13 protein-coding genes are annotated in these 16,401 nt (G+C 37.1%); 5 read left to right on the top strand and 8 right to left on the bottom strand.

Annotation, left to right across the window (positions count from 1 at the left end; translation table 11 throughout):
* Positions 1 to 204: 204 nt before the first annotated feature.
* A complete protein-coding gene (pruA, locus tag H5968_RS12380) occupies positions 205 to 3,189 on the bottom strand; it encodes an L-glutamate gamma-semialdehyde dehydrogenase (protein ID WP_187040228.1) in 2,985 nt (994 codons plus the stop codon).
* Between the two features lie 550 nt (positions 3,190 to 3,739).
* Here pruA and H5968_RS12375 point away from each other — a divergent pair.
* The 3 genes from H5968_RS12375 to H5968_RS12365 all read left to right on the top strand — a co-directional run bounded on the left by H5968_RS12375 (position 3,740) and on the right by H5968_RS12365 (position 6,160).
* Positions 3,740 to 3,946 (top strand): hypothetical protein, encoded by a 207-nt coding sequence (locus H5968_RS12375; RefSeq protein WP_187040196.1) that lies wholly within the window; start codon positions 3,740 to 3,742, stop codon positions 3,944 to 3,946.
* A 138-nt stretch (positions 3,947 to 4,084) separates the two neighbouring features.
* Complete coding sequence (gene purM, locus H5968_RS12370) at positions 4,085 to 5,110, top strand: phosphoribosylformylglycinamidine cyclo-ligase (RefSeq protein ID WP_187040195.1); 1,026 nt, start codon at positions 4,085 to 4,087, stop codon at positions 5,108 to 5,110.
* Between the two features lie 363 nt (positions 5,111 to 5,473).
* Complete coding sequence (locus tag H5968_RS12365; protein WP_187040194.1) at positions 5,474 to 6,160, top strand: PHP domain-containing protein; 687 nt, start codon at positions 5,474 to 5,476, stop codon at positions 6,158 to 6,160.
* Positions 6,161 to 6,557: 397 nt separating this feature from the next.
* On the opposite strand, the gene H5968_RS12360 is transcribed toward H5968_RS12365, so the two are convergent.
* The 3 genes from H5968_RS12360 to H5968_RS12350 form a co-directional block, all read right to left on the bottom strand.
* Positions 6,558 to 7,745 carry an McrC family protein gene (locus tag H5968_RS12360; RefSeq protein ID WP_187040193.1) on the bottom strand — a complete coding sequence of 396 codons (1,188 nt, stop codon included), beginning with the start codon at positions 7,743 to 7,745 and terminating at the stop codon, positions 6,558 to 6,560.
* Positions 7,746 to 7,847: 102 nt separating this feature from the next.
* Entirely contained in the window at positions 7,848 to 9,335 is a 1,488-nt protein-coding gene (locus H5968_RS12355; protein WP_187040192.1) for an McrB family protein, read from the bottom strand.
* Between the two features lie 101 nt (positions 9,336 to 9,436).
* Positions 9,437 to 9,886 carry a GxxExxY protein gene (locus tag H5968_RS12350; protein ID WP_187040191.1) on the bottom strand — a complete coding sequence of 150 codons (450 nt, stop codon included), beginning with the start codon at positions 9,884 to 9,886 and terminating at the stop codon, positions 9,437 to 9,439.
* 228 nt (positions 9,887 to 10,114) lie between these two features.
* Between H5968_RS12350 and H5968_RS12345 the strand changes: the two genes are divergently transcribed.
* Positions 10,115 to 11,005, top strand: a complete 891-nt coding sequence (locus H5968_RS12345) for a DUF5895 domain-containing protein (RefSeq protein WP_187040190.1) — start codon at positions 10,115 to 10,117, stop codon at positions 11,003 to 11,005.
* Positions 11,006 to 11,156: 151 nt separating this feature from the next.
* Here the strand turns inward: H5968_RS12345 and H5968_RS12340 are convergent, their stop codons facing one another.
* From H5968_RS12340 to H5968_RS12325, 4 genes are all read right to left on the bottom strand, one after another.
* A complete protein-coding gene (locus H5968_RS12340) occupies positions 11,157 to 12,407 on the bottom strand; it encodes a murein transglycosylase A (RefSeq protein WP_187040227.1) in 1,251 nt (416 codons plus the stop codon).
* Positions 12,407 to 12,655: a hypothetical protein gene (locus tag H5968_RS12335; RefSeq protein ID WP_187040189.1), complete on the bottom strand. Its 249-nt coding sequence runs from the start codon at positions 12,653 to 12,655 to the stop codon at positions 12,407 to 12,409. Before H5968_RS12335 ends, H5968_RS12340 begins: the two co-directional genes overlap by 1 nt.
* Positions 12,656 to 13,013: 358 nt before the next feature.
* Positions 13,014 to 13,784: a hypothetical protein gene (locus H5968_RS12330; protein WP_187040188.1), complete on the bottom strand. Its 771-nt coding sequence runs from the start codon at positions 13,782 to 13,784 to the stop codon at positions 13,014 to 13,016.
* 1,139 nt (positions 13,785 to 14,923) lie between these two features.
* The gene (locus H5968_RS12325; RefSeq protein WP_137667507.1) at positions 14,924 to 15,397 is read right to left on the bottom strand and encodes an NADAR family protein; all 474 of its coding nucleotides are present in this window, start codon (positions 15,395 to 15,397) and stop codon (positions 14,924 to 14,926) included.
* A 348-nt stretch (positions 15,398 to 15,745) separates the two neighbouring features.
* On the opposite strand from H5968_RS12325, the gene H5968_RS12320 reads away from it, so the two are divergent.
* Positions 15,746 to 16,351, top strand: coding sequence for a DUF4129 domain-containing protein (locus H5968_RS12320; protein WP_187040187.1), 606 nt, complete (start codon positions 15,746 to 15,748; stop codon positions 16,349 to 16,351).
* Positions 16,352 to 16,401: the final 50 nt, after the last annotated feature.

Raw genomic sequence — 16,401 nt, 5'->3', positions numbered from 1 at the left:
AAACTCAAAACCTGGATGGATAAAGAGTTTGAGGGTGATAACAAAGAAAATAGGTGCAAGGTTTTGGAAGCTATGAGTAGGAAAACCTTGCACTTTGTTGGTTTTTACCTCGTTTGAAAATACAAAAAACTCCTTGATATCCTCAAACTCCTGACTCCTGGAAATTCTTAATTTTCACGGAAAGACTTTCTCAGCAAACCCTAATTATTCATTACCTTCAATTGGTGCAAAACCCTGACGTTGAATGTTCTCTGTAATACTCCTTGGTTCTAGAAACTGCAATAAATAATCTGGACCACCTGCCTTTGAACCTACACCAGAAAGCTTAAAACCGCCAAAAGGTTGACGAGCGACAATTGCCCCGGTAATATTGCGGTTAATATACAAATTACCAACTTCAAATTCTGCTTGTGCTTGTTCAATGTGGGAAGGTGTACGAGAATAAATACCACCTGTTAAAGCGTAGTTTGTAGAATTGGCAATTTCCAAAGCTTCCGTAAAATCCTTAGCACGAATCACCGATAAAACAGGACCAAAAATTTCCTGCTGTGCAATAACTCCATCTGGGGGAACTTGAGAAAAAATCACAGGTCCGATAAAATAACCTTGATTGGGTGCAGATAACTCCAAAGCTAAACTAGCTTCTTTTTTCCCAATCTCAATATATTCTAAAATGCGATCGCGTGCATTTCCATCAATCACCGGACCAACTTGGGTACTGGGTAACTCCGCTTCCCCAATATTTAAAGACTTCGTAGCTTCCACCAACCTTTCTACAAAAGCATCATAGATAGGTTGTAAAACAATAACCCGTGAACAAGCAGAACACTTTTGACCACTATACCCAAAAGCAGACTGGACAACCCCGACAACAGCCTGGTCTAAATCAGCACTTTCATCAACAATAATCGCGTTTTTCCCTCCCATCTCCGCAATTACCTTTTTCAGATGCTTTTGACCAGGTTTTACAATTGCTGCTTCTGCGTAAATTCGACATCCCACTTCTTGAGAACCAGTAAAAGCAATTACATGAGTATCAGGATGGTTCACTAAATAAGCACCAACTTGAGAACCCTTACCAGGAACGTATTGAAAAACACCTTTAGGTATTCCCGCTTCAATCAAAATTTCCGTCAACTTAGAAGTTATCACAGAAGAAGTTTCCGCAGGTTTCAGCAAAGTACAATTCCCCGAAACCAAAGCAGCAACAGTCATACCGCAAGCAATAGCCAAAGGAAAATTCCAAGGAGAAATTACAACCGCAATTCCTTTAGGCTGGTAAATATAACGATTAGTTTCACCAGCAACGTCATAGATTACACCTTGATCAAGACGTTCCATCTCATCAGCGTAATAAAGACAAAAGTCGATAGCTTCCGAAACCTCCCCATCAGCTTCCTTAACAGGTTTACCCACCTCCAAAACTATCCAAGCAGAAAGTTCAGCACGTCTTTCTTCCATCAACTCAGCAGCTTTCCGCAGAATATCAGCACGTTGCTTAACCGGTGTCTTCTTCCAACCAGGAAAAGCAGCTTTAGCAGCTTTCATTGCTTCCTCAGCTTGTTCAACGCTGATTAAACCTACTTTTCCAACAACCTCACCAAAATTAGAAGGATTCAGAGAATCAACAAACGTTGTCGTATTTACAAACTCACCATTAATCAAAGGTAAATAAGTCCTACCCAACTGCTGACGCACATTTTGGAAAGCAACTTGAGAAACCCTTCTTTTCTCCTCCTCAGCATAATCCGTATCCGCAACACCAACAAAACCTTCCTTCTCTTCTTTGCGACTTTGCGCCTTTGCGTGAGAAAAATCTATAATTGGAGGAGCTAACAACTCATCAACAGGCTTATTTTCCAGATTTTGACGTAAAAAAGAACTATTTGCCGTATTTTCCAACAATCTACGAATTAAATAAGCCATTCCCGGTAATAAGTCACCATAAGGACAATATACCCGAACCCGATAACCCTTATCTACCAAGGCTTTGGCAATTTTATCACCCATCCCATAAAGAACTTGCATTTCAAAACGACGACGGGGAACATTGAGACTTTCTGCTATGGCGATCGCCCTAGATTGGGATCTAACATTATGACTACCTATGGCAGAATAAACATACTCGTGATTTTCTAACAAAAGCTGAGTTATCGCCTCAAAATTGGCATCTGTTGCCACTTTATCATTAAAAACAGGCTGTTTCCAGTGTTTTTGTTCAGCTTTGATAGTTTCCTGATCCCAATATGCACCTTTAACCAAACGAATAGTAAGAGGATAACCGCGCTGTTTTAACCATGCAATGACATCTTTTGCATCTTGTTCACTGTCACGCAGATATGCTTGGATAGTGATCCCGATATCTGTACGTTCACGAAACTCCTCTTCCAATAATAGTTTTTTGAGAATCTTCAAAGTAATATCTTTATAGGCGTACTGTTCCATATCAAAATGGACTGCTGCACCCAATTCTTTTGCACGACGTAATAAAATCTTAATGCGATCGCTCACCCGTTGTTCACTACCATCAGCATTTAACGGATCAAACTGGGAATAAAACGCAGTTAATTTTACTGAAACCTGCACTTTAGGAATCATTTCCCCATCAGCTTCATCAATAGCGGGGATATGCTGCCATTTTTTCGATGCTTCAACCAACTGCTGCATCAATTCTAGGTATTTTTCTAAATAAGATTGTGCTTCTATCTCCGTAATTACCGCTTCCCCAAGTAAATCAATAGTGAAAGCCATCTTTTCTTTTCTCAGCTTTTCCACCGTTTTGATTACTTGTTGGATATTTTCCCCAGAAATATATTTATGTGCCAAAGTTTGCACAGCAGTTTCCACGGTTGTAGCCGCTACCTGTCCCGGCATAGAATCAGGGTTAGCAAAATTCAGCATACCCTTTAAAGCTGCGGGTAATTCTACCGACTCATCACCCAAATATTCTTGCAAATGGGATGCAATTTCTGATTTACTATGTAAAGCGGGTAAAGTATCAATAAATCGAAATAACTGGACTCGTAACCCAGGATTACTCATAGCCCAAGCGAGTAACTTATCATCCCAGCGCATCTGATCGCGCAAAGAAGCCAAAAAAGAGCGACTTTCCTCAGTTGCAGCGAGAACCTGTTTAGCAATTTCCTGGGTTTTCGCTTCGTAAGTGTTATTTTGTACTTGTAATACCATAAAATTTGTTAGTAATTGGTAATTGGTAATTGGTAATGGGTAATTGGTAATTGGTAATTGGTAATTGGTAAATTTATTACTGTCACCTGTCACCTGTCACCTGTAAACCGTCTCAAGTAATAGTTTGGAATGTGGTTATATTGAAAGTCTGGAAAAACTTAGCTTTAGGTTACTGGAATAGACGTAAATTCACTATTACAAAAATTTGCCATTCAAAGCGGTGTTACGGAAATTACTTTTGTCTGTTATGACGCTTATCAAGTAACTATGAAGATTTACTCAAGTACCCAATTATTTTAGCAGTTGCCAAAGATGATCAACCAATTCCTCATGAGGAAGGAAGACCGGTTTATTTAGTCTTTCCCTCACAGAAAATGTTGGTTTTCGAGTGTGGTGGCCGAGTAGTAAAATTAAATTACAGGTGGCAGACTGCGTGATGTTCTATCTTTAGCTGGTGTTAACTTAAACTCTAATGATTCCGTTATCGTGCGTGGTAAACCACCAGCTTACCAGAAAAATTCCAATGAAAGGAAAAATAAATTCAGGTTTTATGGATAGTAAAGAATTAGCACAATATCTAGAAGCTACAGATAGTATTTCTAAACCTTGGTTATTAGTACAACTGCGGCTGAAAAAATTACAAGAACGGCGAGATACAATATCACCGGAAGCTTACGAGGAAGAATTAGCAGATATTCACCAAGATTTAATGAATTTAGGTGAATGGTGGCGAGGTATTGAAGATCAGGTATTTTGAGGTGACAGGTGACAGGTGACAGGTGACAGGTGACAGTAATAAATTTACCAATTACCAATTACCAATTACCAATTACCAATTACCAATTACCCTATAATAAACGGGGTTGAAAAAAGAATGATCACGGTGTAAACAGTCATGGATTATCGGGATGCAGGTGTTGATGTTGAAGCAGGTAGAGCTTTTGTAGACCAAATTCGCAATTTAGTTCACAGTACCTTCAGATCAGAAGTATTAGGTGGTTTAGGGGGCTTTGGGGGCTGTTTTCAACTGCCTACAGGTTATCAAGAACCAGTATTGGTATCTGGTACAGATGGTGTGGGTACAAAGCTAAAAATTGCTCAAATTCTCAACCGCCATGACACCGTAGGTATTGATTTAGTGGCGATGTGTGTTAACGATGTGCTAACATCAGGAGCAGAACCGCTATTTTTTCTCGATTATGTAGCTACTGGTAAGCTGGATAAAGAGCAGTTAACTCAGGTAGTGGCAGGAATAGCTACTGGTTGCAAACTCGCAGGTGCGGCTTTATTAGGTGGAGAAACCGCAGAAATGCCTGGTTTTTACCAAGTCGGTGAATATGACTTAGCGGGTTTTTGTGTGGGGATAGTCGAAAAAAGCAAAATGCTAGATGGTTCTCAGGTGCAAGTAGGTGATGTGGCCATCGGTTTAGCTAGTGCAGGTATTCACAGTAATGGTGTAAGTTTAGTGAGAAAAATTGTTAGTAATGGTGGTTTTTCTTGGAATGATACCCCAGAGTTATTAAATGGGCAAACTCTCGGTAATGCTTTTCTCACTCCTACCCGCATTTATGTTAAATCTATATTAGCAGCATTGAAAAATGGTTTAAAAGTTCACGGTATGGCACATATTACTGGTGGGGGTTTACCAGAAAATTTACCCAGATGTCTGGGAACAGGTCAAGCTATTAAAATTAATCCTGGTAGTTGGAATATTCCCCCTGTGTTTCAGTGGTTAGCTCAAGCCGGTTCTGTTGGTGCAGAATCTATGTATAATACATTTAACATGGGTGTGGGATTTGTGCTAATACTGCCCCCCGAACAAGCAGAACAAGCAATTAGCCATTTTCAATCACAGGATATTCCCTCTTTTACCATTGGTGAAGTCGTGGCTGGTTCTGGTGAATTAATTGGTCTTTTTTAAGCATTCAGCCATCAGCAGTCAGCTAAGACTAATTTATCATTTCTCTGAAATTGAGATTTTTCATAGCAATTGAATAACAAGAGCTGACGGCTGATCACTGACAACTATATCAGTATCAGTATTTATAGAAATTTTCTGAAAAATTTAGCATTTCTTTATATAAGTAATCAAAAATACTCATGACTGTAATGATTGAGATTTGCTAACGTAGTTTTAACAAATCGCAAAAAAATCATTACTGTAGCCTAAAAAGTAGCTTTAAATACTAGCTTAATGTGCTAGTAATTTCTCGGTTCTATTTCTTGTATGTAAGTGTGCCACGTTCTTTTATTCAGAATCACATATTTTTGATCAGAGGGGGTTATGGTTGTAAATTTTGCCCGGACTACTGCTTCCACAGAAATGTTAAAACAAGTCTTCCAAAGCCTTGATGCTCAAAGTTGTCCCAGGTTTTTCAACTTTCATTTACACACGGTATTTTCGGATGGTAGATTGCATCCACATATACTTATGGAACAGGCGATCTCCATTGGTTTGAAAGGGCTTACAATTACTGATCATCATACGGTTGGTGGGTATCAAGTAGCACGAGATTGGTTAGAAGATTGGAAATGGAATCATGCTGATAGCAGCATTCCTCATTTGTGGAGTGGTGTAGAAATTAATGCAGGTTTGCTAGATGCTGAAGTACATATTTTGGCTTATGGTTTTGAAATAGAACATTCCAGTATGAAACCTTATCTACAAAGAAAAGCCTCTACAGGTATAGATTATCAAGCAGCTAACGTTATTGCAGCTATTCATGACGCTGGTGGACTAGCTGTACTTGCTCATCCTGCCCGTTACAAGCGATCGCACTTTGATTTAATTCCTCAAGCAGCGGAATATGGTATTGATGGGGTTGAGACTTTCTACGCTTATAAAAATCCTAACCCTTGGAAACCTTGTTCTGTAGAAACGAAAAAAGTGCAAATGTTAGCAGAAGAATACGGTTTATTTAACACCTGTGGAACTGATACACACGGTTTAAATATAATGCAACGATTATAAATATGTATTTTCTATACTCCTGGTTTTACCACCAGGTAGTGTAATTTAAATACAAAATTTTAAGTATTATCTGGGATAAAATTCCACTTGATTAGCTAGGATTTTGATATCATATTTTTCAAATAAATCATGACCTAGTAAACTCTGATATTTACGGAAATTGAGCAAAGATCCCCGACTTCTTTGTTAAGTTTATGGTATTTATGAGTAAAGATTGATAGAAGTCGGGAATCTGTAAAGTCTTTTTGTCAGAATCAGGATGTCCAGGATTTAAGGATTTACAGGATTATTTTGATAACGAACCACGAAGACACGAAGAACACGAAGGAAGAAGAGGAAGAGTTAATTAATTAGTGCGATCGCTATTGTTAGTAAAATCTAATTATACCTGGATAATTTAAGAAAAAAGTTGTTTTAAAAATGCCTTTCCCCCATCTTCCAAATTATCATCAAGGGAAAAATTCAGACCACGAATTTTAATATTTCCAACATATTGATTAAAAGGATTATTTAAAACTGTAGGATAAACTAACACCGCTTCAGAACAATGTTTAGAAACTGCATAAGCTACTACTTGAGCTAAATCATTCTTAGAAATATTTTCTGGATTCTTATATTTAGTATCGAGAATATATTTAGGAGTTAAAGTTTGAGCATCATAGATAATTAAATCAGTTTGAAAATATATGTTTTTGTCTATGATAATTCTTTCTTGAGTTTTCAGAGTTAAATGTGGTGGTAAATTTTCCCTTAACCATTCTGCAACAAACATTTCATAAAGTTTAGCCATATTTACCAAAAACGGTAAACTTGTATTTTGACCATGTTCATGACTGGGAATAGAATTATCTAAAAAGAATCTACAAAGTTGATGTAATGTATAATAATCATTACTCAAACGGTGGTAATTTCGCTCAAGACAATCTTTTGCATCACAAATTTTTAAAGATACCATTCCCTGCATAGCGTGGTAAGCTTTTCTAACTATTTGTGATACTTTATCTGAACAACAACCACTATGTCCAATATGAAAAAGTGTCCAGAATAAAATTTGATTATCAATAATATCCGCAGTGTGTTCTTGATATGTACATTGTAATTTTACATCCCAAGGTTTTTTAATAATTTCTTGAACATTTAACCTACCCCGTACATAAGTTAATTTTTCAGTTTTGGGTACATAACTACGATATAAACCTTTACGACAACGTTCTATAATTTTTTCTGCTAAAATATCAGCTAGTTGATTATAAAAATCCTCTACAGAATCACAAGTCATTAAACCATCAAGAAATTTAAAACTTTTTAAATTGTAAGCATATTCCAACATCCCAAATAAATTTTTAATAGGTACTTTGGGATTAATTTTTAAAGCAAAATCAAAATTTACAGGAATGTAACCTACCCAACCTTTAGCGGTTAATTTCCATTGATAGCGAGTTTTGTAACTAGGAAATTCTACATCTACTTGGTTTTTATATTTTTCATATAATGTAATTCCGTATTCTTCGGAAATTTCATTATGAGAAAAATATTTATTTTGATATTCTGTGATTTCAATAATTTGTAAATTTTCTGAGTTCATATAGTTAAATATTGCTTGATATTTATGACTGATACACAAGTCACTAAAAATAAACCACGAAGACACGAAGAACACTAAGAGAAGAGAGTTTTAGAGATATTGTTATTGTATATAAGTCTTAATATTATCCCAGCGAAACTCATCTACTTTCTCTGGGTTATTAAAAAAGTATTCTTCTAAATAAGGTTCAATTTCCATTTTCCAAATATCTTCTATATCGTCTCTGAGGTTAGGAGTCAAAAAGAAGGAAATACCAATTTCATAATTTTTATCATCAATTGCTTGATTTAATTGTTTTAAGATATAAATTAAATTCTTGGCTAAATCTGAATCATCATGATATTTTCTTAAAACATCATAATTAGGACGTAATTCAATAAATGCAAAACGACGACGTAAAGCGTGATCAAGTTGTGCAATAGAACGATCTGCGGTATTCATTGTGCCGATAATACGGACATTTTCAGGAATACGAAATTTATTACCACCAGCGAGAGGAATTTCTTGATCACGGTATTCTAGTAAATACATTAATTCACCAAAAACCTGTGGTAAATTTGCTCGGTTTATTTCATCAATGATGAGAACACAAGTATCTTGAAGTGCTTCTGCTTTTTTGCAAAATTCTAAAAATATACCAGGAACAAGTGGATATGTTAATTTACCATTTTCACTTTGAGGACGGATACCTTGAATGAAGTCTTCATAGGTGTATGCTGGATGAAATTGGACAAGTTCATAAAAACCGTCACTTTCACTAATTAGTAACTTTGCTATTTTTTTAGCGATGAAAGTTTTACCTGTTCCTGGTGAACCGTAAAATATACCTTGTTTTTTCCTTTCTATGGTACGTATCCACAAATCTAGTTTATCTTCAGGAAATGCAGTGTCATCAGCGCATTCATATAGAGTATAGCTTGGATTGGGTCTAGATTCTAAATCACTATGAGAAATTAAATTGATCTTAAAATCATTTTGATACTGACATAGATTTTCAAGCCATGCTAAGGCATAATCATTTTCTCTTGTTAATATCTCTAAAATTTCCTGATCAGTTTTATATGAGAAAAAAGAAATATCTTCATTATCATCATACCTATCATCTATATGATAATCAACTTCTGTTTCTAAACTTCTGTAAATCCATATCAGCAGTTTAGCTTCACTACCAAATTTATATATCAATGATTTTGCAATATTATACCGTGAATTTTGGATTAATCGTTCTAGTGCAAGTGAAAATTGATTTTGTTCATTATCATATTTCCAAGTTGAATCAGTAGAAATTATTTGTCCAATGTGAAACGCACGGATTTGAATTTGTTTGGCAATTTCTAAATAATCTGGCTTAGGATATTTTTTTGTCCAGATCATGCTACATAATTCATTATAAAAATCACTTAAAGCCAAAAAAAATATTTTTACTTGACTCAGTTCATATGAATTTGAATAATTAGCTAATCCAATTTTTATAAGTATATTCCATGATTCTTCTGCCCATATTAGTTCTTTTTCGCTATCAAACACATTAAATGCGAGAGGGGCAACCCCTTTGAAAAAATTCCATTTTAAGGTTTTAATTTGAGACATAATCTAGAATATTTAATAAAGTTAACAAACCACGAAGACACGAAGACACGAAGACACGAAGAACACGAAGGAAGAAGAGGAAGAGAAGAAGAAGAGAGAAGTTAAGAAGAAAGGATAATTCGTTTAATACCTTCTTTGAGAACAGGAACATTAAAATTAATCAAAAGACCAAGAGGGCAATTAGTCATTTTTAAATAAGAAATAACCTGCGCTTCATGAATAGGAGATAACTTTTCCACCGCTTTCAACTCAACAATAATTGAATCACCAACCAAAAAATCTAACTCCCCCTCACCTACCGGATGACCTTTATACCTGATCGCCACCAAATGTTTAGACCTATGAGGAATACCACGCAAACGAAACTCCGTAACTAACGCCTCATGATAAACCCTCTCCAAAAAACCCGCCCCCAACATCCGATGTACCTCAATAGCAGCACCAATCACAGCATAAGCTAAACTCTCAACCTCATCACTAAACCTCCTCATCCTTCTTTCTTCTTCTCTTCTTTCCTCTTCCTTCGTGTCCTTCGTGTCTTCGTGGTTCATTCCCTCTTATCCTTCCCTGATACAACACGACAAATTACCGTTAAAATAGACGCTTATCACCCATGATATAAAAATTATACCCAATTACCCCCACTTCACCCCAAACCAACCACCTCCTAACCGAAATTGTTAAAATCTAATTCAGAAAGTGCCACACATCCTCAATGGATGGTACAAAAGATGGTACAAAAGATAACCTTGTAAAATAAAACACGCGGATATTCAAAAATGGTTAAAGCATCTGCTAACAGTAATCATGCTAAGTTCGACTTTGAAGACGAAAAATTTAACGCCCCACCATCCCAAACCCTCCCCTGGTGTCAAATGATCAGACCCCGCTATGGTGAAGATGGTTTACAAAGTTATGGTTTAGCCCTTAAACTCGATAATGCTCAAGCTGTGGGTTTTCAACCTGATGATAATTGGCAAGAAATAGAACATGAATTTGATTCTGGAGAAGTAGACACATTTTTTATTACCACTACCCCCAGATTAGTAATTATTCGTCGTGGTCCTTTATCCGTTCAAGACCGAGACACAAAAATTAGATTAGGTACTTTTAAAGATTACAAAGATGATTTTTTAGCTAATAAACTGAAATTTAAAATCTACACTCGCCATCTGATTTTTTTAGTCGGTGAAGATAAAAAGTTTTTACATCAATCACCTTTACAATTAACTCTCAGTGGTGCAGCCGGCGCAAGTTTTGGTAAGAGTTATTCTGAATATCAACAAGGTAGACTGACTGGGGGTTTTGCGGGAGAATTAGAAAAAGCTTATGCCAGTTTTCAGAACAAACCATTAACTCCCAAAGGTCCATTATTTCATGCACATGGGATTTTTTGCCCGATTATTGAATGCGAAGAAAGAGGTATTGAACCGAATATTGTTTTGGTGGCTGCAACTGTAAATTATGAACATCCTAAAGATTCAAATTTAACAAAATATATGATTGCTTCTGATTCTCCTGAATCGGAAACAATTTGTAAGATTTTTGAAGATTACAAAGAATTTGGTAAAGAATTTATGAAACCAGATGTTTCTAAAGCAGAAATATCTGGTGTTACTAATTCTTATATTTACGCCGATGATGATGAATTTGCTTATCCACCATACTAGGGACTAGGGATTAGGGACTGAGGACTGGGAAAAAGCAAGGGAGCAGGGAGCAGGGAGCAGGGAGCAGAGGGAGATAGATCAGTTATGACTTATCGCTGTTTACTGTCACCAGTCACCAGTCACCAGTCACCAGTCACCAGTCACCAGTCACCTATTCTCTCAACAATAAATAATACAATGATCCATTGCCTCCAGTAATTCCAGCGCGATCGCCCGCTAATTTACCAGTACCCATAAAGTAATCTACTCTACCAGGTCCCCTAATCGCGCTACCTGTATCTTGATCTAATACAAACCGATCAACTCTGCGTCTTTCTAACCTCCCTCCACCCGCAGGAAAAGGAAACGCATTTTGAATCAATGCTAATGCACCAGGAGGCATGAGAGATTTATCCGTAGCAATTGAACGTTCTGCGGTTACAGGAACGCTAAGACTACCTGTAGCTGGCGCACCGTTGTTTTCTTGGAAGAATACAAATCTTTCCCAGCGTGGTAAATAATTATTCATTTCTCTGGGATTTCTGCGGAAATAACTAATTAATTTAGGCATGGTTAAACCGCTTAATGGCAATTTACCATCTTTTGCTAGTTCCCCACCAATGCTAGTCCAAGGATAATCCGTTCCTCCGGCAAAACCTACAGAAGTTCTTTGTCCATTGGTTAATCTAATTTGGGCAGAACCTTGAATTTGGATCATGTAAGGATCAAAGCGATCGCGGAACCACAACATTTCTAAACCGCGTAATCTGCCTTTATGTCCTTGTAAACCATCTTTACCTTCCAATTCTACCCTTTTGGGATGGGGTTTTTTCCATTCTTTAAAATCCGGTGGTACTCTATACATAGGATATCTGTATACAGAAGTTCGCACCCGGCTGGCAGTATACACAGGCTCATAATAGGCAGTAAATTTAACCGTACCCTTGCCATCGTTCCCTGTAGACTGGTAAAAAGCAAACTCCCGATGTACAGCCGCTTGTAGTTCGGCTGCTGACTTAGAACTCACCACCAGTTGTCGGAAGCGTAATAAACTCCGACGTACCCGATCTAGAGTAATCTCCTTGATGGGGTAGTTAGCATATATTTCCGCCGCTCTATTAGTTTCCAGATAACGCAAACTGTGATCAATGGAAGTTAATAAAGCTTGGCGATCGCCATTTCTCCCCCAAAGTTGCTCATCCCAACCCAAGCATCTTTGAGAATTACAAGCAGTTTCCGGGGAAATAGGTTGCAGTGCTGGTAAAACTTCAGGCGTATTTGGTGCTGGTACTGGTACTGGTATTGATTCTGGTGCTGGTGCTGGTACTGGCAGAGGAATCATTACTTGAGCTAAAACTGAGCTAACAGGACTTGTACAGGCAATTCCCAGACTCAAGGAAAACAAAGCAAGGGTTTTTCTCATCATCTTTCAATACTAGAACTAAAAATCGGTTCTACCCGAATCCCTATAATCTTAGAAGGACGTACCACCATATATTCGCCTTGAATATTTTTAATCGGTACGTTAATAAAGTCATTAGAAGCAGACTTTGGTACAAGTTCACCACTATACCACTTTTGAAAATCTTGAATAGTGGGAAAGCGCACTTCTTCCCGATGACCACTTTCCAACAGGAGGTGAATCGCATATTCGTTGGGAGTTCTAGGCATAAATTCACATTATTTTCTATACATCCAACCTATTGTTAACCACGTCAGCCCCCAATGAAAAGGGTAAGCATACGGGAGAAGTGCCAGATGTACCAAAATACGGCAACAAACCGTAATTTTAAGCTGTTACACAGCTAAATTGTATAATCCTAATGTTCTGAACTCTTGTTTAACAGGCAAGATGCCTGTTCCACTTATACAAATTAAATGCACAACAGCTTACTTTCCCAAAATGACGCTGACTTCCCCCTCAACAGTTCCCGACTTCTCAAAATTAAGATCCCTGATTTCTCACAGAAGTCGGGGATCTGAAATGGGCTGAAAAAATTTAAGAAAATAGTTTTCAAACAAACAGTTGTCAAAAAAATAGTTTAAATCGTGCTAATTGATTTTCCATAGTCATGGTGAGGATTTTATTCAGTTCTGCACCGTCCCTAAATTGTAAAATTTGCTGTGTGGGTAAATCAAAGGGAAATTGTCCTTCTAATTCTGGACGTTGCATTTGTCCTAGTACAATTTGTTCAGAACGTTTATTTTCCATTGCATAACCAATTTCTACACAGACGTTAGGACTAGGAATTAATTGACAAGTTTCTTTCCCATCAATGCTGGTAATAGGTGTGGTATCCGCAATAAATAATAAACTCTTACGGATTTTCCGCATCATGGTACGATTTAACCTTAGCGGTGCATGACTGGGACGGGATGATTCTATTAATGTTAGGGGTAGACGGGATTTACCATTTAAAATTTGCAAACTTTCTTGCAGTTGTTCTCTGAGCAAATCACTAGATTTTGCATATTCAGTTTGATAGCAGAAAAAAATTGTTGGTTCTAACTGCGCTAACAAACTTTGTTTAGTTAAATAAATTTCATGACTAATTAAGTCAATGTTCGCTACACAATAACCACCACTACCCTCAATATAAAATTCTATATTTTCACCTTCCAAATAGCGCCTAAACCAAGTTGATGCTTTGACTTCATCGCTATCTTCTAAAAAATCCGCACGCAACCCTGATTTTAGCAGGCTTTTTTTACTCAAACGAATATCTGGAGGGCGTTTCTCCAATTCCGTAATAGGTTCATAATCCTGTAGATACCACGCTCTGAGCGCAATAATTGACATAAATCGTTATTTAAACTGTTTTTCTATTCAATTGTAGTACAAACTTACGTATTGGTGATTGGTGATTGGTGATTGGTGATTGGTGATTGGTGATTGGTGATTGGTGATTGGTGATTGGTGATTGGTGATTGGTGATTGGTGATTGGTAATAAATTATTACCTATTACCCATTACCCATTACCCATTATTTCTTATTTATTACCAAACACAACAACACCCAACATCTACTAGCTTGGTGTTTCCCTCCCCTTGTTTATACTATCCAGGGATGTACTTTCTTTCATCACCTTGATCAACAAGGAATGAAAACCAGTTACATTGCCCCCTGATTCTCACTAATTTGAGGGAATATAAGCGTTCGCGTTGGGTGTTGCGGTGTTTCGACGAGACAGATAGGAATTTAACAGCTTTTTAACCTCTTACTACGTTTCTTTTCTCTTGTCTTTCCTTTTCTTTTCTTTTCTTTTCAACTCTAGCTGTTTGATCTGCCAGGGAAGCTTTTTTTTTTAGCTTCAACTATTAAAATAACACCTCAAAAATTATTTGTCTATAGTCTTTCTCTTTTTGAAATTAAACTTTACTTTTATCGGAAAAATGATTTAAGAAAAGTTGAGTAAATAGGTCAATTACATCCAGAAATATTTTATTAGCAAGGGTTTCTAGTTTATTACTATTTTATAGTATTCACTCATTTATATTTTAAGTTTTGAAACAAATCTATTTAGGGTTTCCTGAAAAAGTTATCTGTGAGGGTACAGGAGTTCAAGGAGTATGGCTACGCCACGCTTACTTCGACACCGCCCTTCGACACCGCTCAGGACAGGCTCAGTACAAGTCGCTATCAAGGAGTTTTTTGATTTGGAAATTGTGCCAATACTAACAAAGTACAAGCTTTCTTAGGCTCACAGTACCTAAAACCTTGCACAATTTTAATTTTAATCATCCTCAATCCCTTGATTTATCTAGGTTTTAGATTTATTCAGCAAGCCCTATTTACGCCGTGCTGTACTAGCTACTAACCCTCTTTTGGTAGTGTGAAATTTAGATTGGGCAAACAAGAGATGCTAACGGCGCACGTAATATTATATTGCGTGCTTTGAGAGATTCCTCCTTTACCGTCAGCAATGATGGTATTGCTATCAAGAATTGGTAATTGCTTTTAACAACATTAACTGACGGATTTGTTCACGCACACTCATGAGGATTTTACCTAGATGATTTTGACCTGTTTTATCTACTCCACAGCCCCAAAAATAATCTGTGGGTGAATTTTCCACCAAAATTTCATCCCCAGTAACTAAAAGCACTTCTCTGATGTCTGCATGAGTGAGAAATTTTTTTAGTACAGCTGCTCGCATCACATTAGTTTTTACCAGATCCCAATCTGAGCGCAGTTTGCGATCGCCACATCGACCTAAAGCAGCCGCTTCTTCAGGGGTAGGTGCAGCATAGATTAAGGGTATAAAAACCTCATCCTCACTACCAGCAAACTTTTGCGCTTGATAATAATGTTCAACTGTTGGCCAGTAAGTACCGTCAATTTCGATAGGGTGGGGAGAAAAGTTAGAAAAACAGCCATAGGGCTGCCAAACTTTGTAAAAGTAAATAGTCATTTGAAAATTTCTCTTTTATAGCAGTCAGCTATCAGTGATCAGCATTAAAATCCGTTGGCGACCAGGATTTATAATTCAATTTTGTACTTCATTCATTTAGCTGTAATAGGCTGTATATTAAATTTTATATTCCTGTTGACTTCCGTGCAGCCGTACTAGCCTTAGAGGTTGTCTTAAAAGTTTTAGGCGAATATAATAGAGCCTCCGGCACGCCTGACGGCGAACGCTACTACACAAGCAAAGTCCACCTGCGTGGACTAACGAAAAATTAAGGATTAGAAACCTGGGTAGGCAGGTGATAAAATTAACAATTACGAATTACGAATTACGAATTACGAATTACGAATTATGAACACGGATGCTTTTGAAAAAACAAACTGGGGTTGGCAGTTTTATTTATTTCAGGAAAAAGTAGGAGAATGGTTTGAATACCAATTTTCACGCTTTCAAAAAACCCTGCCAGAATTACCTCCTGGTTGGTCAATTAGTCCTTGGGTAGCTGAATTACTAAAAATTCTATTTTGGCTGATACTGGGTTTATTTTTCGTTTGGGTAATTTGGCGTTTATGGCAAGAATTTAATACTTACATTTATGCTTGGCTGGCAAGATTTGATCATGCCTTTATTTCCCAGAATAAAAATCAAGCTAATGAGTTATCTATCAGCTTGTTGTTAACTAAAGCCCAGGAATTTTACCAACAGGGTAACTATCAGGAAGCTTGCCGTTATCTATATTTAGCTATGTTACAGCAACTGCATGAAAAAGCGATCGCACCTCAACAACCTAGCCGCACAGACGGCGAATATCTGCAATTACTAACTTCTAGTGCAACTCCTGTTCAGCCTTATGAAACCTTAATTACCACCCATGAGCAATTATGTTTTGGTAATAATGAAATTTTGGCAGAAAATTATCAACAGTGTCATCAAGCTTATCAAGAACTGTTTAATTAGTAATTAGTCATTAGTTATTAGTCACCAGTCCCCAGTCCCCAGTCCCCAGT

This window comes from Sphaerospermopsis sp. LEGE 00249, assembly GCF_014299995.1.
GTDB classification, from domain to species: Bacteria; Cyanobacteriota; Cyanobacteriia; order Cyanobacteriales; family Nostocaceae; genus Sphaerospermopsis; species Sphaerospermopsis kisseleviana.
The sequence above is the reverse complement of the archived record's forward strand: the minus strand, read 5'-3'. Positions and strand labels throughout refer to the sequence as shown.